This is a genomic window from Paraburkholderia guartelaensis (genome assembly GCF_004353905.1).
Classification (GTDB): Bacteria; Pseudomonadota; Gammaproteobacteria; order Burkholderiales; family Burkholderiaceae; genus Paraburkholderia; species Paraburkholderia guartelaensis.
The window spans coordinates 84,263-106,276 of sequence record NZ_SMOD01000027.1 but is presented as its reverse complement, the minus strand read 5'-3'; the positions used below and the strand labels follow the sequence as shown (position 1 = coordinate 106,276).

General features: G+C 65.8%; 19 protein-coding genes. 12 read left to right on the top strand and 7 right to left on the bottom strand.

Going from position 1 to position 22,014, the window contains the following annotated elements:
- Positions 1-41 precede the first annotated feature (41 nt).
- On the bottom strand, positions 42-1,589 hold the full coding sequence (locus E1N52_RS29465; RefSeq protein ID WP_133186451.1) for an AMP-binding protein: 1,548 nt from the start codon (positions 1,587-1,589) through the stop codon (positions 42-44).
- Positions 1,568-2,416: an IclR family transcriptional regulator gene (locus E1N52_RS29460; protein WP_133186449.1), complete on the bottom strand. Its 849-nt coding sequence runs from the start codon at positions 2,414-2,416 to the stop codon at positions 1,568-1,570. The genes E1N52_RS29465 and E1N52_RS29460 overlap by 22 nt, the downstream gene beginning before the upstream one ends.
- Positions 2,417-2,757: 341 nt before the next feature.
- Here E1N52_RS29460 and E1N52_RS29455 point away from each other — a divergent pair, with 341 nt between their 5' ends.
- The 3 genes from E1N52_RS29455 to E1N52_RS29445 are packed head-to-tail and all read left to right on the top strand — an operon-like array spanning position 2,758 to position 5,542.
- On the top strand, positions 2,758-3,951 hold the full coding sequence (locus E1N52_RS29455) for a thiolase family protein (RefSeq protein WP_133186447.1): 1,194 nt from the start codon (positions 2,758-2,760) through the stop codon (positions 3,949-3,951).
- Between the two features lie 34 nt (positions 3,952-3,985).
- Entirely contained in the window at positions 3,986-4,765 is a 780-nt protein-coding gene (locus E1N52_RS29450; protein WP_133186445.1) for an SDR family NAD(P)-dependent oxidoreductase, read from the top strand.
- Positions 4,766-4,777: 12 nt separating this feature from the next.
- The gene (locus E1N52_RS29445) at positions 4,778-5,542 is read left to right on the top strand and encodes a crotonase/enoyl-CoA hydratase family protein (protein ID WP_133186443.1); all 765 of its coding nucleotides are present in this window, start codon (positions 4,778-4,780) and stop codon (positions 5,540-5,542) included.
- 13 nt (positions 5,543-5,555) lie between these two features.
- Here E1N52_RS29445 and E1N52_RS29440 read toward each other — a convergent pair whose 3' ends face one another.
- Both E1N52_RS29440 and E1N52_RS29435 read right to left on the bottom strand, forming a co-directional pair.
- Positions 5,556-6,317, bottom strand: coding sequence for an aldolase (locus E1N52_RS29440; protein ID WP_133186441.1), 762 nt, complete (start codon positions 6,315-6,317; stop codon positions 5,556-5,558).
- A 59-nt stretch (positions 6,318-6,376) separates the two neighbouring features.
- Positions 6,377-6,856 (bottom strand): Lrp/AsnC family transcriptional regulator, encoded by a 480-nt coding sequence (locus E1N52_RS29435; protein WP_133186439.1) that lies wholly within the window; start codon positions 6,854-6,856, stop codon positions 6,377-6,379.
- Positions 6,857-6,971: 115 nt separating this feature from the next.
- Here E1N52_RS29435 and E1N52_RS29430 point away from each other — a divergent pair, with 115 nt between their 5' ends.
- From E1N52_RS29430 to E1N52_RS29420, 3 genes are read left to right on the top strand one after another with little or no spacing between them, the layout of a single operon-like run.
- Positions 6,972-8,186 (top strand): diaminopropionate ammonia-lyase, encoded by a 1,215-nt coding sequence (locus tag E1N52_RS29430; RefSeq protein WP_133186437.1) that lies wholly within the window; start codon positions 6,972-6,974, stop codon positions 8,184-8,186.
- A gap of 19 nt (positions 8,187-8,205) precedes the next feature.
- Positions 8,206-9,381, top strand: a complete 1,176-nt coding sequence (locus tag E1N52_RS29425) for a M20 aminoacylase family protein (protein WP_133186435.1) — start codon at positions 8,206-8,208, stop codon at positions 9,379-9,381.
- The gene (locus tag E1N52_RS29420; RefSeq protein WP_133186433.1) at positions 9,378-10,619 is read left to right on the top strand and encodes a Zn-dependent hydrolase; all 1,242 of its coding nucleotides are present in this window, start codon (positions 9,378-9,380) and stop codon (positions 10,617-10,619) included. The genes E1N52_RS29425 and E1N52_RS29420 overlap by 4 nt, the downstream gene beginning before the upstream one ends.
- An 18-nt stretch (positions 10,620-10,637) precedes the next feature.
- On the opposite strand, the gene E1N52_RS29415 is transcribed toward E1N52_RS29420, so the two are convergent.
- The 3 genes from E1N52_RS29415 to E1N52_RS29405 are packed head-to-tail and all read right to left on the bottom strand — an operon-like array spanning position 10,638 to position 13,377.
- Positions 10,638-11,666 (bottom strand): acyl-CoA dehydrogenase family protein, encoded by a 1,029-nt coding sequence (locus E1N52_RS29415; protein ID WP_133186431.1) that lies wholly within the window; start codon positions 11,664-11,666, stop codon positions 10,638-10,640.
- 13 nt (positions 11,667-11,679) lie between these two features.
- Positions 11,680-12,846, bottom strand: coding sequence for an acyl-CoA dehydrogenase family protein (locus E1N52_RS29410; RefSeq protein ID WP_133186429.1), 1,167 nt, complete (start codon positions 12,844-12,846; stop codon positions 11,680-11,682).
- 60 nt (positions 12,847-12,906) lie between these two features.
- Complete coding sequence (locus E1N52_RS29405) at positions 12,907-13,377, bottom strand: MaoC family dehydratase (RefSeq protein WP_133186427.1); 471 nt, start codon at positions 13,375-13,377, stop codon at positions 12,907-12,909.
- A gap of 310 nt (positions 13,378-13,687) precedes the next feature.
- Between E1N52_RS29405 and E1N52_RS29400 the strand changes: the two genes are divergently transcribed.
- The 6 genes from E1N52_RS29400 (at position 13,688) to E1N52_RS29375 (ending at position 21,992) form a co-directional block, all read left to right on the top strand.
- The gene (locus tag E1N52_RS29400; RefSeq protein ID WP_133186425.1) at positions 13,688-14,995 is read left to right on the top strand and encodes an MFS transporter; all 1,308 of its coding nucleotides are present in this window, start codon (positions 13,688-13,690) and stop codon (positions 14,993-14,995) included.
- 61 nt (positions 14,996-15,056) lie between these two features.
- Entirely contained in the window at positions 15,057-16,412 is a 1,356-nt protein-coding gene (locus E1N52_RS29395; RefSeq protein WP_133186423.1) for a CaiB/BaiF CoA transferase family protein, read from the top strand.
- Positions 16,413-16,508: 96 nt separating this feature from the next.
- Complete coding sequence (locus E1N52_RS29390; protein WP_165979466.1) at positions 16,509-17,345, top strand: IclR family transcriptional regulator; 837 nt, start codon at positions 16,509-16,511, stop codon at positions 17,343-17,345.
- A 509-nt stretch (positions 17,346-17,854) separates the two neighbouring features.
- The gene (locus E1N52_RS29385) at positions 17,855-18,811 is read left to right on the top strand and encodes a chemotaxis protein CheV (RefSeq protein ID WP_133186419.1); all 957 of its coding nucleotides are present in this window, start codon (positions 17,855-17,857) and stop codon (positions 18,809-18,811) included.
- Between the two features lie 198 nt (positions 18,812-19,009).
- On the top strand, positions 19,010-20,449 hold the full coding sequence (locus E1N52_RS29380; protein ID WP_133186417.1) for a DNA-binding protein: 1,440 nt from the start codon (positions 19,010-19,012) through the stop codon (positions 20,447-20,449).
- A gap of 313 nt (positions 20,450-20,762) precedes the next feature.
- A complete protein-coding gene (locus tag E1N52_RS29375; protein WP_133186415.1) occupies positions 20,763-21,992 on the top strand; it encodes an ABC transporter substrate-binding protein in 1,230 nt (409 codons plus the stop codon).
- Positions 21,993-22,014: the final 22 nt, after the last annotated feature.

Below are 22,014 nucleotides of genomic sequence, written 5' to 3'. Positions count from 1 at the left end.
TTGGGGTGTCTCCAGTGTCTCTTGCTATTTCGTTATCCGTATCAAGCCGCAGGCTGGCGGTAGCGTTCCTTGAGAAGGCGCCGGAGCAGCTTGCCGTTGTCGTGGCGCGGCAATGCCTCCTCGAAGTCGACCGAGCGCGGCACCTTGATATGCGAAAGGCGCTCGCGACAGAACGCAATCAGCTCTTCGGCGAGCTGCGGGCTCGCGGCGTCGCGCTCGCGCGGCTGCACGACTGCTTTCACGGCCTCGCCAAACTCGGGATGCGGCACGCCGATCACAGCGGCATCGGCCACGGCGGGATGCTCGGCGAGCACGTTCTCGATCTCCTGCGGATACACGTTCACGCCGCCGCTGATGATGAGGTCCACGCGCCGGTCGCTCAGATACAAATAGCCTTCCGCATCGATATGGCCGATGTCGCCGTAGGTCGCCCACCCGTGGCGGTTGTAGACGCTGCGCGTCTTCACCGGATCGTTGTGGTACTCGAAAGCGGGTCCGCCTTCAAAAAACACGCGGCCAATCTCGCCCACAGGCAGTTCGCGATCCTCATCATCGACGACATGGATCTGTCCGTATTTCGAGCGCCCCACTGACCCGCGATGCGCGAGCCATTCGCCGGAGTCGATCGCCGTGAGGCCCACGCTTTCCGAGCCCGCGTAGTACTCGTAGATCACCGGGCCGAACCACGCGATCATCTGTTCCTTGATGTGCGGTGGGCAGGGCGCCGCGGCATGAATCGCCACGCGCAAGCTGCTCACGTCGTATAGTGCGCGCGTGGTCCCGGGCAGATTCAGGAGGCGGATGAACATCGTCGGCACCCACTGGCTGTGCGTGACGCGGTAGCGCGCGATGGCGTCGAGCGCGGCCTCGGCGTCGAACTTCTGCAGCACGATGGCACGGCCGCCCGTGTGCAGCATGCGCATGAGGTAGCGCAGCGGCGCGGCGTGGTAGAGCGGCGCGGTGCTCAGGTAGACGGAATCGGCGTCGAATCCGAACGTCTTGCGCCATGCCGCGGTTTCGGTGTCGTCGGCGTCGCGCTGCTCGAACGGCACGAGCGGCTTGCGGATACCTTTGGGCAGGCCGGTCGTGCCCGATGAATAGAGAAAGTCGCGTCCGCGCGGAAGTGGCGCCAACGGCGCGCTCGCATCGACCCCGGCTAGCGCCGCTTCGAGCGAGGCGAAGCCTGGCAGCGTTTCAGCCGCGCCAGCAACGAAGCAGGCGACGCCCTGCGCGGCGCCTTCGGCCACGAGCGCGGCCGCGAGTTCGTGCATGGCCTGCGAAACGATCAGCACGCGCGCGCCGCAGTCCTTGAGGACGTGCGCGGCCTCGCGTGTTTTCAACTGGATGCTGATGGGGGTGTAGTAGAGGCCGGCGCGCTCGGCACCGATGGCGATGACGGCGAGCGCGGGGTGATTCTCGAACAGCAGTGCGATGCCGTCGCCGGGTTGCAGGCCGAGGCCGAGGAGCCAGTGCGCGATGCGGTCCGCGCGTTCGTCCAGCTCCCGGTAGGTGATGATCTGGTTGAGTGCGGGGAAGCACAGGGCTTCCCGCGTGGGTGCTGCTACAGCTAGTTCGCGGACACGCTCCACGGTCTCGTCTCCATGTCATGCGCGGCCCCAGTCATGCTGCCGAGCGCTGCCTCCACGCGCCTGACGAGCGACATCAGCCGAGGGGCGATGTCGTCGGTCAGCTGGTTGCCGCTGATGTTGAAAACTGCAATCGAACAGCTAAAAACCCAATACTCGTCGTCGATCGGGGCGGACAACGGAATCGCCACCGAATGGATCTCGCGCTGCATGTCGCCATGCGAGAGCGTGCAGCCGTGCGCGCGCAACTCCTGCTGCGCAAGCTCGAGGCGCTGCGCGAGCAACTCGCCCTTGGCGGGGTCGCGCGCTAGCGTTTCCTGCAAGTACTGCTCGCGCTCGGCGCCCGGCACGGTCCACAGATACGCGCGGCCCGATGCCGTGCGCGAAAGCGAGAGCCGCGTGCCCGTTTCCGAGCGATACACCGCGCTGCCATCGCCCTGAATCACTTCGGCGTACGCCATGTTCAGGCGGTAGCCCACCGCGAGCGTCACCTGGCCGTGGCAGTAGTCGGCCAGCTCCTGCATCATCGGCCGCGCGATCTGCCGGATCGTCATGCGGCCCAGCGCCGGGGCGGCGAGGCTCAGCATCTCCGTGCCGAGCACATACTTCGAAATGCGCTCCGAATAGCGCAGCAAGCCGAACTCCGCGAGCGTGTTGATGAGCCGCAGCGCCGTGGGCTTGGGCAGCCCCGTGCGCTCGACCAGATCGCGCGCCGACAGCTCCGCGTCTCCCATCGAAAAGCACTGCAGGATCCGGATGCCGCGCGCGAGCGCGCTCACGAGCTGCGAGTCGGCGGCGTCGTCGGTGCGGGAGTTGGCCTGATCGTGCATGTCGGGTCCTTCGTCGGGGTAAGGGCGCGGCGCGCCGGTGCGGCTCGCGGCAAACCCCGGATTCTAGCTTTCTGCCGCACGCCGGAACAATTTTTTAAGACGGCTGGTTCATTTTTCCGCCTTCTTGATGCCGCGCCGCTCGCGGCCGCGTGCTGATGTCTCCTTTTTCGATCTCTGGGGATCAAGTCACCCAGATAGTGTTGCGGATCGTGATCAATAAATCAATAAAAATGATCCAAGAGTACCGAAATATGTTTACCACTATTGAAATAGTGAGGCAGTGAGGTGTATTTTGAGTCAAGCGATTCATTTTCCCGTCACTTTCAACCGATGAGAGAACCATGACCAACAGCGCGGTAATCGTCGACGCAGTGCGCAGCCCGATGGGCCGGACCAAGGCGGGCGGCGCTTTCGTCGACCTGCATCCTGTGGATCTGCTTTCGCAGGTCCTGCAGCAACTGATCGTGCGCAACGACCTCGACCCCGGCAGCGTGGACGACGTGATGATCGGCTGCGTGAGCCAGGTGGGCGAGCAGGCCTCTACGCCGGGGCGCCTCGCGTGGCTCGCGGCGGGCTTTCCGCAGCACGTGCCGTCCACCACCATCGAGCGCAAGTGCGGGTCGAGCCAGCAGGCGATCCATTTCGCGGCGCAGGCGATCATGGCGGGCGTCAACGAGATCGTCGTGGCCGGCGGTGTCGAGTCGATGAGCCGCGTCCCGATGGGCTCCTCGCGCATCGGCCGCGATCCGTACGGCGCGCTGTACCACGCACGCTATCCCGAAGGCATGGTCGGGCAGGGCGTGAGCGCCGATCTCGTGGCGCAGAAGTGGGCGCTCACGCGCGAGGCGCTCGATGCCTACTCGGCCGAGTCGCACCGTCGCGCCGACGCCGCGCGCGCCGCGGGCCAGTTCGCGCGCGAGATCGTGCCGATCGATGTGCCAGGGCCCGAAGGCGTGCGTCGCGTGGACCTCGACGAAACCATCCGCGCCGGCACGACCGTCGAGCGGCTCGCGGGCCTCGCGCCCTCGTTCGAGAGCGCGGAACTGGCGGCGCGCTTTCCGGGCATCCGCTGGAACGTCACGGCGGGCAACGCCTCGCAAATCTCCGATGGCGCCTCGGCGCTCCTCATCATGAGCGAGCAGAAGGCCGCGCAATTGGGACTGAAGCCGCGTGCGCGCATCGTGGCGTTCGACGTCTGCGGCGACGATCCGCTGATGATGCTGACCGCACCGATTCCCGCCACGCAACGTCTGCTGAAGAAGCGCGGCCTCAAGATCGACGATATTTCGCATTTCGAAGTGAACGAGGCATTTGCCGCCGTGCCGCTTGCCTGGCAGAAGGCGCTGGGCGCGGATGCGGCGCGGCTGAATCCGGCGGGCGGCGCGATCGCGCTTGGGCATCCGCTCGGCGCCTCGGGTGCGCGCCTCATGACCACGATGCTCAATTCGCTCGAAGTGAGCGGCGGCCGCTACGGCCTGCAGACGATGTGCGAGGCGGGCGGCATGGCCAACGCGACCCTCATCGAACGCCTCTAAAGCGCGACCACGAACAACGAAGGAGAAACGACACATGGACGAACAGAACAAACTCGCCGGCACGGTAGCGGTGGTGACGGGCGGCGCTTCGGGGCTGGGTCTCGCGAGCGCGAAGCGGCTGCTGGCAAAAGGTGCACAGGTCGTGATCGCCGACCTCGCCAGCTCGCGCGGCGCGGCGGTGGCCGATGAACTCGGCGCGCACGCGAGCTTCGTGCCCGCCGATGTGACGAGCGCGGATGACATGAACGCCGTATTCGAGGCGGCTACGAAGCGCGGCACGCTGCGCTCGCTCGTGCATTGCGCAGGCCGGGGCGGCGCAGTGCGCCTGATCGAGAAGGACGGCTCGCCGGGCTCGCTCGAAGCCTATGAAAACGTCGTGCGCGTGAATCTCTTCGGCACCTTCAACGCGCTGCGCCTCGCGGCGGCGGCGATGGCGCGCAACGAGCCCGATGCGGGAGGCGAGCGCGGCGCTTGCGTGCTCACGGCTTCGGTAGCGGCCTACGAAGGGCAGATCGGGCAGGTGCCGTACGCGTCGTCGAAGGCGGGCGTGGTCGGCATGACGCTCGTGGCCGCGCGCGATCTGGCGAGCAAGGGCATCCGTGTGTGCACGATCGCGCCAGGCCTCTTCGACACGCCGCTGCTCGCACGTCTGCCCGAGGAGATTCGCGAATCGCTCGGTCGCATGGTGCCGTTTCCGCCGCGTCTGGGTGAAGCCGACGAATTCGCCGCGCTTGCGCTGCACATTCTCGAGAATCCGATGCTCAACGGCGAGACCATTCGCCTTGACGGCGCGATTCGCATGCAGCCGCGCTGAGTGAGGCCGACCATGAGCGACGAATTGCTGATCGAATTCCGCGACGGCATCCAGATCCTCACGATCAACCGTCCCGAGGCACGCAACGCCTGCACGAAGGCGGTGGCCGAAGCGATAGCCGCCGCGCTGGACGAACTGGAACAGCGCGACGATCTGCGGCTCGCCATCATCACCGGCGCGGGCGGCACGTTTTGCGCGGGCATGGACCTGAAGGGTTTTCTCAAAGGCGAGCGGCCGAGCCTGCCGGGCCGCGGCTTTGCGGGGCTCACTGAAGCGCCGCCGCACAAGCCGCTCATTGCGGCGGTCGAAGGCTATGCGCTCGCGGGCGGTTTCGAAGTCGTGCTGGCGAGCGATCTCGTCGTGGCCGCGAACAACGCGCAGTTCGGTTTGCCCGAAGTGAAGCGCGGGCTATGCGCCGCGGCTGGCGGATTGTTGCGGCTGCAACAGCAGTTGCCGGAGCGCATCGCGATGGAACTCGTGCTCACCGGCGACATGTTCGGTGCGCAGCGGGCCTTCGAGTTCGGCCTCGTCAACCGGCTCACCGCGCCGGGCGAAGCGCTGGCGGGCGCTGTCGAACTCGCGCAGAAGATCGCGGCAAACGGTCCGCTCGCGGTGGCTGCGAGCAAGCGTGTGATGCGCGAGTCGCGAGACTGGTCCAGTACGGAGATGTTCACGCGTCAGCGTGAGATCACGGACCCGGTGTTCGCTTCCGCCGACGCGCGAGAGGGCGCGGCGGCGTTTGCGGAGAAGCGCAAGGCAGTGTGGCAGGGGAAGTAGGGCGCCCCGTTCGTCAAGCGTGCGTGAGCGTTCTTCGCAGCGCCGCGAAGAACAACTCCGACTGCAATCGCTCGCCCTGAATCTGGTCGGCCACGCGCTGCGCGAGGTCGGCCGCCACGGGCCGCAACGCGCGCCCGGTGGAGCCCGCGAGCACCTGCGCGGCGCAGGCGCGCTCGAGGTAATAGAGGTCGTCGAACGCGTAGTCGATGCGCTCGCCGCACACCACTACGCCGTGGTTGCCGAGGAAGCCGGTGTCCCTACCGTCGAGCGCATGCGCAATGCGCTCGCCTTCCTCGGGGCCGAGCGCGAGCCCGTTGTACTCGCGGTCGAGGGCGACGCGGCCGTGATAGCGCATCGCGTTCTGCGACAAGGTCGTATCGAGCCCGCAGTCCTCCGTGAGCGTGAGGGCGGTGGCGTACGGCATATGGGTATGCAGCACGCAGGCCTTCTTCGCGATGCCGTGGATGGCGGCGTGGATGAACATCGCCGTCGGCTCCACGGCATGGCGGCCCGCCATCACGTCCCCCTGTGCGTCGACGATGACGATATCGTCGGCCATCACCTCGCTCCACATCAGGCCGCGCGGGTTCAGCAGAAAGAGGCCGTCTTCGCCGGGGAGTGCGACGCTGAAGTGATTGCAGACGCCCTCACCCAGCCCGAAGTGCGCGGCGGCACGCAGCGCGAGCGCGAGGTCCGCGCGCAGCGTCGCGACTTCCGGGTGATGGAACAGATCTTCGCTTTCAATGGCTCCAGCATGATGCACTGCGTTGCTCATGGATCGTGGCTCCTGTTGTTCAGATGACCGCGTTGCGTCTGCGTCGCAACCCGCGTTCCTCATTCGCCGTCCAGCGCGAGCGGCACTTCGAGCCCCACCTTCACGCGGCTCATGCTCACCAGCGTCTTGAACCGCTTCACGTTGTTGTTCGAGAAGAATAGCTCGCGCGTGAGTTCCGTGTACTGGTCCATGTTTTGCACCGCGAGTATGAGCACGAAATCCCACTCGCCCGCGACGTAGTAGCACTGCTGGATCTGCGGGCAGCGCGCAAACGTGCGCTTCATCGTGTCGAGCAAATCGATCTGCTCGCTTTCGACCTCGACGGTCGCGACGATCGTGATGGGGTGATCGACCTTCTCGGGCGAGACGATCGCCGCGTAATGGTCGATCACGCCTTCGTCGGCGAGACGGCGCAAACGCCGGTTCACCGCTGCCGTGGAGAGGTTCACGCGCGCGCCGAGTTCGTTTTGGGGAATCTGCGCGTCGCGCTGGACTTCCATCAGAAGTTTGCGGTCGAACGAATCGAGATGTGTCGCCATTTACGCGGGAGCCTGAAAGTCGATATTTTTTTGCGTGATGTGACCGCATTATGAGACTTTTTCGCAGGGGCTGCGCAATATCATTTCGACATCGCAAGTCCACCGGAGCCGACCCATGCTGTTCGCCAACCCGCGCGCCATGCGCCATGCCTACCCCGAAACGCTCGGGAACATCCTGAACGTGAAGTCGGGCGACGAGAGCCGGGCATGGCTCGCCAGTTGGGAGTTGATCAGCCCGGAGCCCACGCCGCTCTGGGACCTGAACGGTGCGGCGGCGCATCTGGGCGTTGCCCGCATTGGCCTGAAGGACGAATCGTTTCGTTCTCCTCTTGGCAGCTTCAAGGCGCTGGGCGCACCCATCGCGCTGATGCGCCTCATCATGCGCCTGTGGCCCCTGCAGGAGATCGATCCTCGCAAGCTGATCGAAGGTCGCTACGGCGAGATGGTCACGAACCTCACGGTCATCAGCGCGACCGATGGCAACCACGGCAAGGCGCTCGCCGCAGCCGCGCAATCGATTGGCTGCAACTGCGTGATCGTGCTTCATGCGAACGTCAGCGCGGAGCGCGAAGCGGCGATCGCCGCGTACGGCGCGCGTATCGTTCGAATCGCGGGCAACTATGACGAATCGGTCGAGCACGCGGCGCAACTCGCGAAGACGAACGGCTGGCACGTCGTTTCCGATACCTCCTACGACGGCTACGAGGCAATCCCGCGCGACGTCATGCAAGGCTACGGCACCATCGCGGCGGAAGTCATCGAACAGTCTGGCGGCGCGTGGACGCATGTGTTTCTGCAGGGCGGCGTGGGCGGTCTCGCGGCCGGCGTAGCCAGCTATCTGTGGGAGCATCATGGCGCCGCGCGTCCGCGTTTCATCGTGGTCGAACCGCGTCAGGCCGACTGCCTGTATCAAAGCGCTATCGCTGGCCGCGCCGCGAAAGCAACGGGGTCGGTCGATTCCGTGATGGCCGGCCTTGCATGCGGGGAGACGTCGCCGCTCGCGTGGCAGATACTCGAGCAGTGTGTCGACGACTTCATGCTGATCGACGACGAGGACGCGGTAGAAGCAATGCGTAGCCTCGCCACCGGCGCGGCAGGCGACGTGCCCATCGTATCGGGCGAATCGGGCGCGGCAGGGCTCGCGGGCCTCGCGACGCTCATGCGCGATCCCGCTCTTGCGCGTGCAGCAGGGCTCGACGCTACCTCACGCGTGCTGCTGATCAGCACCGAGGGTGCCACAGCGCCTGGCGTGTACGCGGATCTGGTCGGCGCGTCTGCAGAGACCGTGGCGGCCCGTCGCGACGCCTGGCTGAGCCAGATCGCGCAGTAACCGAAAAGAGGACACCCACATGGAAAGCACACTGCAAGGCCAACTCAAAAGCTGGCGACAGTATCTGCACCAACGTCCCGAAACCGGCTTCGAGGAGATCCATACCGCCCACTACGTGGCGAACATCCTGGAGACACTGGGGCTCGACGTGCACCGCGGCATTGGCGGCACGGGGCTCGTGGCGAACCTCACGGTGGGCAACGGCAAGCGCGTGATCGGTGTGCGCGCCGATATGGACGCGCTCAATATCGCGGAGCAGGCGCCGGGCCGAGCGCATGCCTCGTTGAACGCGGGAAAAATGCACGCATGCGGGCACGACGGCCATATGTCGATGGTCCTCGGTGCAGCGCGGCTGCTCGCCGAGCAACGCGATTTCGACGGCACGGTGCGGTTCATCTTCCAGCCGGCCGAGGAGCACGGCCGCGGCGCCAAGGCAATGATGGCGGACGGGCTGTTCGAACGCTTTCCCGTCGATGCGATCTTCGGCGCGCACAACATGCCGGGCATGCCGGCCGGCACGTTCGCCACGCGCGCGGGCGGCATCATGGCGAGCGAGGATAACTTCGTCATCCATATCAAGGGGCGGGGCACGCACGCGGCGCGCCCGCACATGGGGGTCGATCCCATCGTCATCGCCGCGCAAATCGTGCTCGCGCTGCAAACCATCGTGTCGCGCAATCTCGACCCGAGCCTGCAAGCCGTGATCTCCTGCACGGAATTCATCACCGACGGCATTCGCAATGTCATTCCGTCGAACGTGATCATCAAGGGCGATACGCGCAGCTATTCGAAGGAAGTGCAAGCGCTGCTCGAAAAGCGCATGCGCGAAGTCAGCGTCGGCATTTGTCAGACGCACGGCGCCGAATGCAGTTTCGAGTACACGCACGAGTTCGCGCCGACCGTGAATTCCGAGCAGTTCGTCGACATGGCGGTGAACGCCGCGCGCAACGTGGCGGGAGACGCCGCCGTTGACGCCAACGTGCAGCCGATGATGATCTCCGAGGATTTCGGCGCGTTCCTGCAGGTCGTTCCCGGCAATTTCATCTTCATCGGCAACGGCGACGCGCCAGAACGCGGCGGGATTCCACTGCACAACGCCGGCTACGATTTCAACGACGACATCCTGATGACCGGCGCACGCTACTTCGCGGAAATCGCGCGCCTCGCCTTGCCGGTCGGAACCAACCAATCATGAATACGCTGAAACTGAACGGCGAAGTGCTGCTTCGCCAACTGCGCGAACTGGGTGAAATCGGCGCCGATCCGCAAGCGGGCGGGCGCACACGCATCGCGCTCACCGACGACGAAAAGGCTGGCCGCGACCAGGTGGTCGCGTGGATGCGCGAACTCGATCTCGACGTGCGCATCGACCGTATCGGCAATGTGTTCGGCACCCTGCACGCAGGCACCGGTGCCGGCTCGCAACGCCCGCTGATGATGGGCTCCCACATCGACACCGTGCGCAATGCGGGTGCGCTCGATGGTTGTTATGGTGTGCTCGCCGGGCTCGCCGTGGTGCGCGCGTTTCGCGAAGCGGGCGTGAAGCCGGGCCGCTCCATCACCGTGGGCGCGTTCACGAACGAGGAGGGCGTGCGCTACCAGCCGGACATGATGGGCTCGCTGGTCTATGCCGGCGGTCTGGCCGTGGAAGAGGCGCTCGACGCGCGCGGCATCGACAGCACGCGTCTTGGTGACGAACTGGCCCGCATCGGGTACGCGGGTGAGATGGAGCCTGGCGCGATCACACCGCACGAATATTTCGAACTGCATATCGAGCAGGGACCGATTCTCGAAGCGGAAAACGTGCGCATCGGCGTGGTCGAGAATCTGCAAGGCATTTCGTGGCAGCGCGTGACCGTGCAAGGCAACGCCAATCACGCGGGCACGACGCCTACGCATCTGCGTCACGACGCGGGCTGGGTGGCCGCGGCGGTCTCCACGTTCTTGCGCGAACTCGCGGTTCAGAGCGGCACGACGCTCGCCACTATCGGCATGCTGAGCATCGAGCCGAACGTCATCAACGTGATTCCTCGCAAGGCTGTTTTCACGGTCGATCTGCGCGACCCCGATGAAACGCGTTTGCAGGACGCCGAGCGCCGCCTTGCCGATTTTCTGGCGGAGGTGGCGCACAAGGAGGGCGTGAAGATCGAGACTGAACGTCTCGTGCGTTTCGAACCGGTGGTGTTCGACGCGGCGCTCGCACGTACCATCGAAGCCGCCGCCGAACGCCGGGGTTTCTCGAACCGGCGCATGACCTCGGGCGCGGGCCATGACGCGCAGATGATTGCGCGTATCGCGCCGGCCGCGATGATCTTCGTGCCGAGCCGCGGCGGCATTAGCCACAATCCGCGCGAGCACACGGACGACGATCAGCTCATCGACGGCGCGAACGTGCTGCTGGATGTGGTCCTGGAGCGCGTTGGCACGGCGTGAGGCCAGCGTGTCGCGCGGTTACGTTCCCACCGCCGCGGCCTCGTCGAGCGCATCGTAAATACCGATGACCCCCGCGGCGACATTGTTCCAATGATCGATGGCGTGCGTGCCGACCACGTCATCCCAGAACGATTCCGATCCATATTGAAGACGTTGCGCGTGCAACCGTCTCGTGTAGAGCTGCAGGTCGAACTCTGCGGTGATGCCCATCGCGCCCACCAGCGCGTGTGCACCGTTCGCCACCAGCGGCGCGGCGCGGCTCGCACGCGCCTTCGCAATGGCAGCCGCGATGCGCTGTTCCGACGTGTGATGTCCCGCGCAACCCAGCTGCGCAGCGACGCGCGTGGCGGCCACGTGCTCGGCCATGACGCTCAACTGCTGCTGCACGGCCTGGAACTTGCCGAGTGAGCGGCCAAACTGCTGGCGGTCGTTTACGTAGCCTAGCGTGATGTCGAACACGCGCTGCATGCCGCCCGCCATCGTGGCGGCCGTGGCGAGCGCGCCCAGCTCGCCCACGCCACGCACGGTGGCGGGCAGCGCGCGCGCCGCGTGCGCGGGGTAGGTGAGCGTGGCGTCGAGGCTGTCGCCGTGCGCGCGCAGATCGGCGCTGGCGAGCTCGACGAGGCTCGCGCCATCGGCGGTTTCGACGATGAGCGTGTCGGCGACGAGACCGTAGGGCACGAAGGCCGCGCCGTGCCGCGACGCGTTGCCAAGCGCGATGGCGATGGGACCGCGCGGCGCTTCTACACCCGCACGTGCGAGCAGATCGCGCGCGATCATGGTGTGCGCGGCAGGCAGCGGCAGCGCGTGCGCGCCGAATTCGAACAGCGCGCCCGCCGTGGCGGCGAGACGCATGCCCGAGCCGCCTTTTTCCTCTGGTACGAGCGCGTCGAGAAAGCCGAGAGCGTCGAGCTGGTCCCACACGGCGCGTCCCGCGTTGCGGTCGCGCGCCGCTTCCACGGTGCGCACGAATTGCGGCGTGCAGTGACGCGCGAGCACGTGATGTGCCGATTCGGTCAGCATGTCATCCATGGTGTTCTTCTCCATGTTCGTCGTTCGTTTAGCGCAGCCCGAGGCCGCGCGCGATCATGCCGCGCAGGATTTCGCGCGTGCCGCCGCGCAGCGAGTACGACGGTGCGATCTTCGTCACGTAGTCGAGCGTATCGGCTAGCTCGCGTGCCACGGCTTGCTGCGGATGCGCGCCGAGCGCGTCGCCGATCAGCGTGGGCACGCTCTGCTCGAAGCTGGTGCCGAGATCCTTCACGAGCGCTGCCTGTGTAGCGGGGCTCGCCCCGTCGGCAAGCGCCCCCGTGACGGCCACGGACATGGCCCGCAGCGTGGCGAGTTCGGTCACGAACGCGCCGAGCGTGCGGCGCTCGCTTTCGCCAACCGGCGCGTGCGCCGTGCGTGCGGCATCGCGCAACGCATGCGCCCATTCCTCCAGCAGCACGATGCTTGAATAAATGCGCTCGGGACCGCTGCGCTCGAACGCCAGTTCCGCAGTGACCTGTTCCCAGCCCGCGCCTTCGGTGCCGATCAGTGCGCTCTCGGGCAATTCGACATCGTCGAAGGTGACCTCGGAGAAGTGCGCGTCGCCGGTGAGGTCGCTTATCGGCGCGACATGCACGCCCCGCAGCGACAAGTCGACGATCACTTGCGAGAGCCCGCGATGGCGGTCCTCGGGCGCGCCCGAGGTGCGCACGAGCGCGATCATGAAGTGCGAGTGCGGCGCGTTGGTCGTCCAGATCTTGCGGCCCGAGAGGCGCCAGCCGTTGGCCGTGCGCTCGGCGCGCGTGCGTACGCTTGCGAGGTCGGAGCCCGCGTTGGGCTCGCTCATGCCGATGCAGAAAAACGCCTCGGCGCGGCAGATGCGCGGCAAATAGAACGCCTTCTGCGCCTCGGTGCCGTAGCGTGCGATGAGCGGGCCGCTCTGGCGATCGGCGATCCAGTGGGCCGACACCGGTGCGCCGGCCGCGAGCAGTTCTTCCACGAGCACGAAGCGAGCGAACGGGCTGCGCCCGCCGCCGCCGTATTCGCGCGGCAATGTGAGGCCGAGCCACCCTTGCGCCGCGAGCTGGCGGCTGAAGTCGGCGTCGAAGCCGAGCCACGAGCGCGCACGCACGGCGGGCGGCACGCCTTTGAGCGCTTCGGCGAGAAATGCGCGCACCGGTGCGCGCAACGCCTCGTCTTCGGGGGGGATCGTTCGGAGTGTGAAAGGGTCGGTCATAGCGTGCTGCGCTTTACAGTGCAGTTCCTGGCAGTGCGAAGTCATCAGGCGCTTGCGCGCTCATTCGGGGCGGCCGGCGAGCATGCGCTTGACGGTGTACGAGAGCACGAGTTCGTCGCGCTGGTTGAGCACTTCCACGCGGCTCGTGACCACGGCGCGATTGTGCTTCGAGGTGGGCTTCACGTCCTCGACTTCCACCACGCCGTAGATCGTGTCGTTGACGAGCACCGGCGCGTGCGCCTTCATCGAGAACTCGAGCATGGCGAGCCCGGTGCCTTGCACCATGGTCTGGAACAGCAAGCCTTCGATCAGGCCGCTCGTGAGCGCGCCCGGAACGGGGCGCCCGCTCATGGCGCCATGCTCGAAATGCGCGTCGATGAAGATCGCCTCCAGCATGCCGGTCGCCGAAATGAAATTGACCAGATCGGTTTCCGTGACCGTGCGCCGGAACGTGCGAAAGCGCTGACCCGCTTGCAACTCCTGCCAGTAGAAACCACGTCCGAGCAGTTGGGCGTCTTCGTGTGTCGTCATGCCTGTCTTCCTCCGCTGTTGGATGGCGCGCTGCGCCAATATCGTGTTCCGATTCTAGAATCGTGTTTCGATATCGGCAACAGAGTTCGAATATCGGAACGAGGTGGCCTGCCCGTCTCGCGTCGCTAAGCCATTGTTTATAAATAACAATTGCCTGTAATTTGGGCGTTTAAAGGGTATACGCCAGGCACGTGCGTCGTTCGATATTCAGAATCCGGTGCTACATTCGGAACCCGAGACCGGTTCCGCCGGCCCGGCAGCCAGAACGATTCGAATAAACCTGAAAACAGGAATCAAGGAGACAAGCTGGATGAATGCCAACCCCGAGATCGCGCAGGCAGGCGCAGCGTCCGAAGCGGCGCCGCGACGCACGGCCAGCGTCATATTTGCCGGTAGCGTCGGCAACGTGGTGGAGTGGTTCGACTGGTCGGTGTATACGACCTTCGCGATTTACTTCAGCAAGCAGTTCTTTCCCGCAGAGAACGACACCGCCTCTCTGCTCGCAACCTTCGCCGTGTTCGCTGTGGGCTTTTTCATGCGGCCGCTGGGCGGCTGGGTGATCGGTGGCTTCTCCGACCGCTTCGGGCGGCGCGCCGCGCTCACGCTCACCATCATGATGATGGCGGGCTCCTCGCTGCTGATCTCAGTGCTGCCCACCTACGCGACGGTCGGTGTGCTCGCGCCCGTGCTCATGACGGTGCTGCGCATGGTGCAGGGCCTCTCGGTCGGCGGCGAGTACGGCGCAGCCACCACCTTCCTCGCGGAATCCGCGCCTGCAAAGCGCCGTGGGCTGTATGGCAGCTTCCTGTTTTTCAGCATCGCGGCGGGCCTGCTGCTCGCTTCCGCACTTGCCAGCGTGATGACGAACGTGATGTCGAAGGAAGCGCTCGTGGCGTGGGGCTGGCGCATTCCCTTCTTCATTGGCGGCTGCGGCTCGCTCGCGGGCTTCTGGATGCGCCGCAACGTGGGCGAAACGCACGCGTTCGAGCAACTGCGCCGTTCGGGACGTATCGAACGCCGCTCGCTGTGGTGGACGTGGACGCAACATCGCACGGCCGTGCTGCGCCTCGTGGGCATCAGCGTACTTGGGGCGTTCAGCTTCTATCTCTTCATCAGCTTCATGCCGATCTACGCGATCCGCCACGCAGGCGCAACGCCGGCAGACGCGTTTCTGGCCAGCACGCTGAGCATTGCCATCTTCATGATTGCGCAGCCGTTCTTCGGCGCGTTGTCGGATCGTTTCGGGCGGCGTCCGCAGTTGATGGTGTTCGCGACGGCTTATCTCGTGTTCCTTTATCCGGTAGTGCGCTCGATAGGGCCGAGCGTGACGTCGATGCTGCTCGTCGAATGCTTCGGCTTGCTCACTTATGGACTCTATTCGGCCATCGCGCCGGCGATCATGGCCGAGCTGTTCTCGACTGCGGTGCGCGGCATCGGCATTGGTGCGGCGTACAACCTCGTGGTCGCCTTGCTGGGCGGCACGACACCGTATCTCATGACATGGCTGCAATCGCAGCAGCGCGAAGGCTGGTTTCTCGCCTACGTGTGCGCGGGCGCGGCCGTGAGCCTTTTCGCTTACTGGCGCATGCCCGAGACGGTGGGCAAACCGCTCGAATGAGCATGGCGCACGCGCAGCGCATGAACGTGTAGTTCCGCAATCCAGGCAGAGGTCATTTCACATGCAGCAGCAGACGAGAGACGCATCGGCATCGCAGTCGACGAAAACGCAGGCGCACCAACAGGCGCAGCAACAAGGCGGCCAGCGTGGCCGGCCGCTGGAAGGCATACGGGTGCTCGATCTTTCCCGCGTGTTGGCAGGGCCATGGTGCACGCAGAATCTTGCCGATCTCGGTGCACAGGTGATCAAGATCGAACGGCCCGGCCCGGGTGACGAAACGCGTTCGTGGGGGCCGCCGTACCTGCGCGACGAAGCGGGCCGCGACACCGTGGAGAGCGCGTATTACCAATGCGCGAACCGCGGCAAGCTTTCGATGGCGGTGGACATTGCCGCGCCCGAAGGCGCCGCGCTGATCCGCGAACTGGCGCGTCAGTGCGACGTGCTGGTGGAGAACTTCAAGGTTGGCGGCCTGAAGAAGTATGGGCTCGACTATGAAAGCCTCGCGGCACTCAATCCTGCGCTCATCTACTGCTCGGTCACGGGGTTCGGCCAGAGCGGGCCGCTCGCGCACCGCGCCGGATACGACTTCCTCATTCAGGGCATGGGCGGGCTCATGAGCGTGACGGGCGAGCCCGACGAGACACCCGGCGGCGGCCCGCAGAAAGTTGGCGTGGCCGTCACGGACCTCATGGCCGGCATGTACGCGACAACGGGCGTGCTCGCTGCCGTGATCGAGCGTCAGCGCAGCGGCCTCGGCCAGCACATCGACATCGCGTTGCTCGACTGCCAGCTGGCGATGCTCGCGAACCAGTCGATGAACTATCTCTGCACGGGTGAGGCGCCGCGGCGCCTCGGTAACGCGCATCCCAACGTCGTGCCGTACCAGACCTTCGCGGCCAGCGACGGTCATCTGATTCTCGCGTGTGGCAACGACAGCCAGTTCCGGTCGCTGTGCAGCGCGATGGATTTGAACGAACTCGCGGCGGATCCGCGCTTCGCCACCAACAGCGCGCGTAGCGTGAATCGCGCGCTGCTGCTGCCGGTGCTCGAAGAGGCGTTTCGCACGCGTACGCGCGACGCGTGGATCGACGCGCTCGAAGCGTGCGGCGTGCCATGCGGGCCGATCAACGACGTGGCGCAGGCGTTCGGTTCCGAGCATGCGCGTGTGCGTGAAAGCGTGCGCCGCATCGCGCATCCGCTGGCGGGCACGTCGCCGAGCGTGGCGAGTCCACTGCGCCTGTCGGCAACGCCCGTGGAATACGACGTGCCGCCGCCCTTGCTCGGCGAGCACACGCATGAGCTGCTCGACGGCCTGCTCGGGCTCGACGCCGCGCGCATCGACGCATTGTGTGCGAGCGGTGCGATCGGCGCGAACGCGAAGGTGCACACGCGCGGCGAGCACGAGGAGGCCATTTGAGCAGGCACCGGCCACACCGTCGCGGCCGGTGCGCATCCCTTTCGGGAGCAGGGCGACATGTATAATTTTTCGCACCGTTCAACCGTCGATCGATCCATGGCGCACCTCCCCGAAGACCGCGAAGCGGGCACCGAATCCACCGCGTCGCCCGGGCCGCGGGCGACTACGCGCATCGTGCAGGTGCTGCGCATTCTCGCCGACCATCCGCAAGGCGCCACGCTCACCGAACTCGCGGACCTCAGCGCCACGCCGAAAACGAGCCTGCTCGCGCTGCTGCGCGCACTCACGCACGCGCACTATCTCACGCATAACGGCGGCAAGTACGCGCTTGGCGTAGAAGCGTTCAAGCTAGGCGCGGCTATCGTCGCGCAGCGGCGTTTTCCCGAGATCGCGCGCCCCGTGATGGAACGCCTCGCGCTCGAAGCGGGCGAAACGATCCTGATCGGTCAACTCGCGAGCGACCGGCCTTCCATGGTCTATGTGATGTCGGCCGAGAGCCGCAACGCTATCCGCTTCATTGCGGGCATCGGCGAGCGGCGCGAACTCTTTTCCTCTTCGGGCGGACGCGTGCTGCTGGCCGCGATGAGCGAGGCGCAGCAAACCGAGTATTTCCGCACGGCCGAATTGCGCGCTCACACGCCCGCTACGCGCACGCAAAAGCGCGAGTTGAAGGCGCTCCTCAAGGAAGTGGCCGAAACCGGCGTGGCCGCCACGGTCGAGCAGAGTTCCGCCGACGTGGTGGGTTTCGCCGCACCGATCCGCGACGAGTCGGGCACGGTGATCGCGGCGCTCGTGATGGGCACGCCGGTCAGCCGCGGCGTGCCGGGCATGGAACGCTTCAAGACGCTGATCGCGCGCGGCGCGGCGGAAGTGTCGGCGCTGCTCGGGTACGCGGGACCCACGACGCTGACGTTTTCGAAGCAGTCAGGATAACCCGCCTCGCTCGACCACACAGTGGCTGCTCGATCATCGAGCAGCCATTTGTCTAACCAAATGGTTAATTCGGATGACGAAATAACGATCGTGCTTTTTCGTTCGGATCTGTCACTTACAACCCTGTTGATGTTTCTTTCTGCGGCCCTTCATCGATGAGCGATGCCTGTAAGGTCTGGAACCAACCTGCTTGTTAACCAGATAAAAACGGGATACACGTGTAAATCGACTCAAGGTACAGGCGCCCAAGCCGTTAGTAGGGGAAAGCTCAGATGTCACGCGGAAAGCAGCCGCACACGTCGCCCATGGCGCCGGCGCCCGCGCGTTCTGGCAGGGCCCGCCGTTCGCCGACGACGTGCTAGCGCAAGTGGAGCAGAGCGAACGGCACGAGCAGGTCATGTCTCCCTTATTCGCCTGAGACCGCTGGAAATCCCCTGAGACAAGCGCAGCGGTATGCCGGATGACCGGTTCCCCAAGCCTGATCGCGACAGATCATTACGGAGTGCAAATTGAAATCAGTACAGCAGCATGGCGTGGACGAGCGTACCACTCTGACGAGCAATAACCGGCTCGAACTGCTCCTCTTTCGCCTGGGTTCGGCGCGCAAGGGGGCGGTGCGCGGCCTCTACGGCATCAACGTCTTCAAGATTCGCGAAATCGCGACCATGCCCGAACTCACGCCGATTGCGGGTTCGCCCGAGCATCTGGCCGGCGCGGTGGATATTCGCGGCCAGATCATTCCGGTGATCGATATCGGGTCGATGATCGGCTCCGTCTCGGAGAAGCCGCCCGGCATTCTTCTCGTGACGGAGTTTTCACGCGGCACGCAGGCGTTCGCCGTGGAGGAAGTGGAGGACATCGTCCGGCTCGAGTGGAGCGAGGTGCTGAGCGCGGAATCGAGCGGCACCACGGGCTATGTGACGGGCGTGGCGCGCATCAATCCGGGCACCGCGAACGCGCGACTCGCGCAACTGCTCGACGTCGAGCAGATCATGCGCGACGCCTTCCCAGAGCAGCACACCGAAGTGGGCGCCGATGCCGTGGGCGAAGCCGTGCGCCTTGCCGGCGGCCGTATTCTCGCTGCCGACGACTCGGGCTTTGCCCGCGCGCTGATCGGACAGGCGCTCACCGCGCTCGAAGTGCCGCACGTGATTGCCCACAACGGGCAGGCCGCATGGGAGATCCTCCAGCAGATGGCCACCGATGCGCAGAGCGAGGGCATTCCGATTCGCGACAAGGTTTCGCTCGTGATCACCGACCTCGAAATGCCCGAAATGGACGGCTTCATGCTCACGCGCAAGATCAAGGCAGACCAGCGCTTGAAGCACCTGCCCGTGCTGATCCACTCGTCGCTTTCGGGCAGTGCCAACGAGGCGCATGCGCGCAACGCTGGCGCGAACGGCTACGTCTCCAAGTTCGCACCGGCGGAGCTTTCGGCGGCGATCCGCAAGGCGCTGGCCGCCTGACCCGGGCCACAGAACCCCGGTGGCCAGTATGGAGGCGCTGACTTCGGGCTGCGGCAGCGGCTTGACGTGGAGCGCGTCTGGCCGCGCAATCCTGTGAACACCTCCCCTTAAACCCGGCTTTTCGAGCGATTAACCGGGAGGTGGTTGCCTGACAATCTCTAGAAACGCGGGGTGGGCTCGCACTTTCTCGAGGCAGATATGTCAAGCAGCATTACGATCACGGACGAACTGGTTGCTGAAATCGCGGACCGGATGGCCGACGAGGGCCAGAAGGTTTCTCCCATGGCCATCTGGTCCGAAGTTCATACCGGCTCGGTGGTCGCAGTGGCTGCCTCCCTGCGCAAGTGGCGCGAAGAGCGTGCGCCGCGCGTGCAGCAGGTCGTCGAGCGCCCCGGGTTGCCGGAAACCGTGACGGACACGATGCGCGACGCGCTCGACCGTCTGTGGACGTCGGCGCAGGACGAGGCCGAGCGCGCCGTGGCGCGCCGCCTTCTGTCGATGCGCGAGCGCGTCGAGGACGCGTGCAACGAGCGCGACAACGCGCTCGAAGAGCTGCAGAGCACGGTCCAGGAACTCGACGCCCTGCAAGTCCAGCTGGATAACCTGACGCGCGCCTACGAGACCAAGCCCAATGCCGGGTCGGGTCTGGAGGAAGACATCGCGGGCGCGATTGAGCGCGCCGACGCCGCGGAAAAGCGCGCCGAGGAACTGGCCGAGCGCGTTTCGGCCCTCGAGGCGGAACTGGAGCGCGCGGTCGCCGAACTGGCCGCCGAGCGCGAAGCGCACGCGGCCCAGGCCGCCGAAGCCGAAGCCGCAGCCGCCGCGGCTGCCGCAGAGGCGAGCGAACAGGCCGAGCCGGCAGCCTCGACGGAGCACGACGAAGCGGAGCGCGCAGCGCAGGAAGCGGCTCACGCGGAAGCGGTTGCGAAGCTCGAAGGCGAACTGGAGGCGATTCGGGCGGCGCTGCAGGCCGAGCAGGAAGCGCACGCGGCCCAGCGTGAGCAGGTCGCCGGTGCGCAGGCTGAGCGCGATGCCGCCGCAACCGAACTGCAGAATGCCCAGCAGCAGCTCGCCAGCCTGAGCGACGAGCGCACGGCCGACGCCTCCGAAATCGCGCGTCTCACGGCGAGCCTGACCGAGGCGCAGGAGCGCGCCGACGCCGCGCAGCAGCAGGCGACCGAACTCGCCGAACTGGGCGAATACGCCAAGCCCGCGGCGTCGAGCGAACCCGCCGAGGTCGCAGCCGAGGCACAGCCCGCGGCCGCCGATCCCGAAGAAGTCGAAGCGCTGAAGGCCCAGCTTGTCAGCGAGACGGCCAAGCACGCCGCCGCGATTACCGATGCGCGCGAGAACATCAAGCGCTGGTCCGAATACGCGAACGGCCTGAAGCAGCAACTGGCCCAGGCCAACGAAAAGGCGATCGTGGGTCTGGCCCGCAGCGCCGGCGAAGCCTCGCTGAGCCGCCGCCTTGCCGCCGAGCTGGGCCAGGTCGTGCCGGAGCATGAACTGCTGCGCAAGGAGTCCCAGCAGCAAGTGGTCGTCGAAGCGGTCAGCGCCCATCTCGAGCAACAGGGCTACGCCTACGACGCCAAGACCGGCATGGTGACGAAGCTGAGCACCGAAAACGCGCCGGCCTGAGCGCACCGTAGACCGTCCGTTTGATGGCGCATCGCGAATGCGGTGCGCCGAGCTGTTTCTCCATGCCCGCTGCCTCAGTGCAGCGGTTTTTTTTTGCCCCTTCCCGGTGGATCCGATGCCTGCACGCGCGCAGGCATCGGGACAAATGCCGACTTCCAGCCAGCCGAACGCCCGCTTTCCGGAAAACGAATTGTTGGCCTCGCGCACCTGAACCACACTGGCACCTGTCCAGTGGCGCGCACAAACGAATCAGGCGGCCGCCGCGCAGCAGACTCCAAAGCACACAAAAGCCCCCAAAGGCACAGGAGGAGACATGACGCGACCCAAGACGCAGCACGGGAGCATCGGCAAACCGGGACGCGAACGGCCCGCACAGACAAACCTGCGCGGCGCGCTGGCGGCGGCGCTGGCCATCGCACTCGCGCCGTCGTTCGCGCACGCCACGGAGTGGCGCGTGGGCGTGGAACTGCCGCTCACCGGCGCCCTCGCGCAGGCGGGCACCGAGATGTACCGCGGCATTCAGGTGGCGGCCGACATCTACAACCGGCGCCATCCGCAGGACAAGATCACGCTGGTTGCCGTCGACGACGAATCGAACCCGGCCAAGGCCGTCGCCGCCGTCGAGCAACTCGCCTCGCAGCACGTCGTCGCGGTCGCAGGTGCGGCCAATTCGAATTGCGCCGGCCCGGCATCGGAAGCCGCGAACAAGGCCGGACTCGTCTACGTGACCTCGGGCGGCACCAGCGACGACATGGTCACGCGCGGCCTGAAGAACTTCTTTCGCGTGAGCAACACGCCCGGCTACACGAAGGGCATGGTGGGCCTCTTCAACACGCTGGGCGTGAAGTCGGTGGCGATCGTCTACTCGACGAAGGACGCGACGAGCGATCTCGCGAGGCAGCTCGACACGGCACTCAAGGCGCAGGGCGTGAAGACCTTCCTGCATGCCTACGATCCCTCGATCAGCGACTTCAAGCCGCTCATCAACAAGGTCAAGCTGCAGGATAAGCCCGACGCCATGGCGATGCTCGGCTACGAGAACGACTACGTGGGCATTCTGCGCGCCTCGCGCGTGCTCAAGCCCGACCTGAAGGCGATTGCGGCGCCGTGGGCGTTCGCGAGCCCGAAGATGGCGCAGTCGTTCCCCGACCTCGTGCCGAACGTGTATGGCGCGACCGTGCTCTCCTCGCCGGCTGACTACCGCTCGGCGGACCAGCGCGACTTCTCCGATACGTACCAGCGGCTCTTCAAGACCAGCTCGAACTATCAGTCGCAGACGTCGTTCGTCTACGCGCAACTGCTGTTCGACGCGATCGCCAACGCGCAGAAAGCGGGCACGCTCGACAAGGGCGGTCTGGCCGACACGCTGCGCGCCACCCAGCGCGACGACACGTTCCTCGGCAAGGTGGCGTTCGACGCACGCGGCGACAACACGAACTACGTGGCGCATATGGGCCAGTTCGCGCACGACGGCAAGCTCGCGCTCGTGTGGCCCGCGACCTATGCGACGGCAAAGCCGGTGTATCCGGGCGTGCCGTGGTAACAAAAACATAGAAGAACGAAAC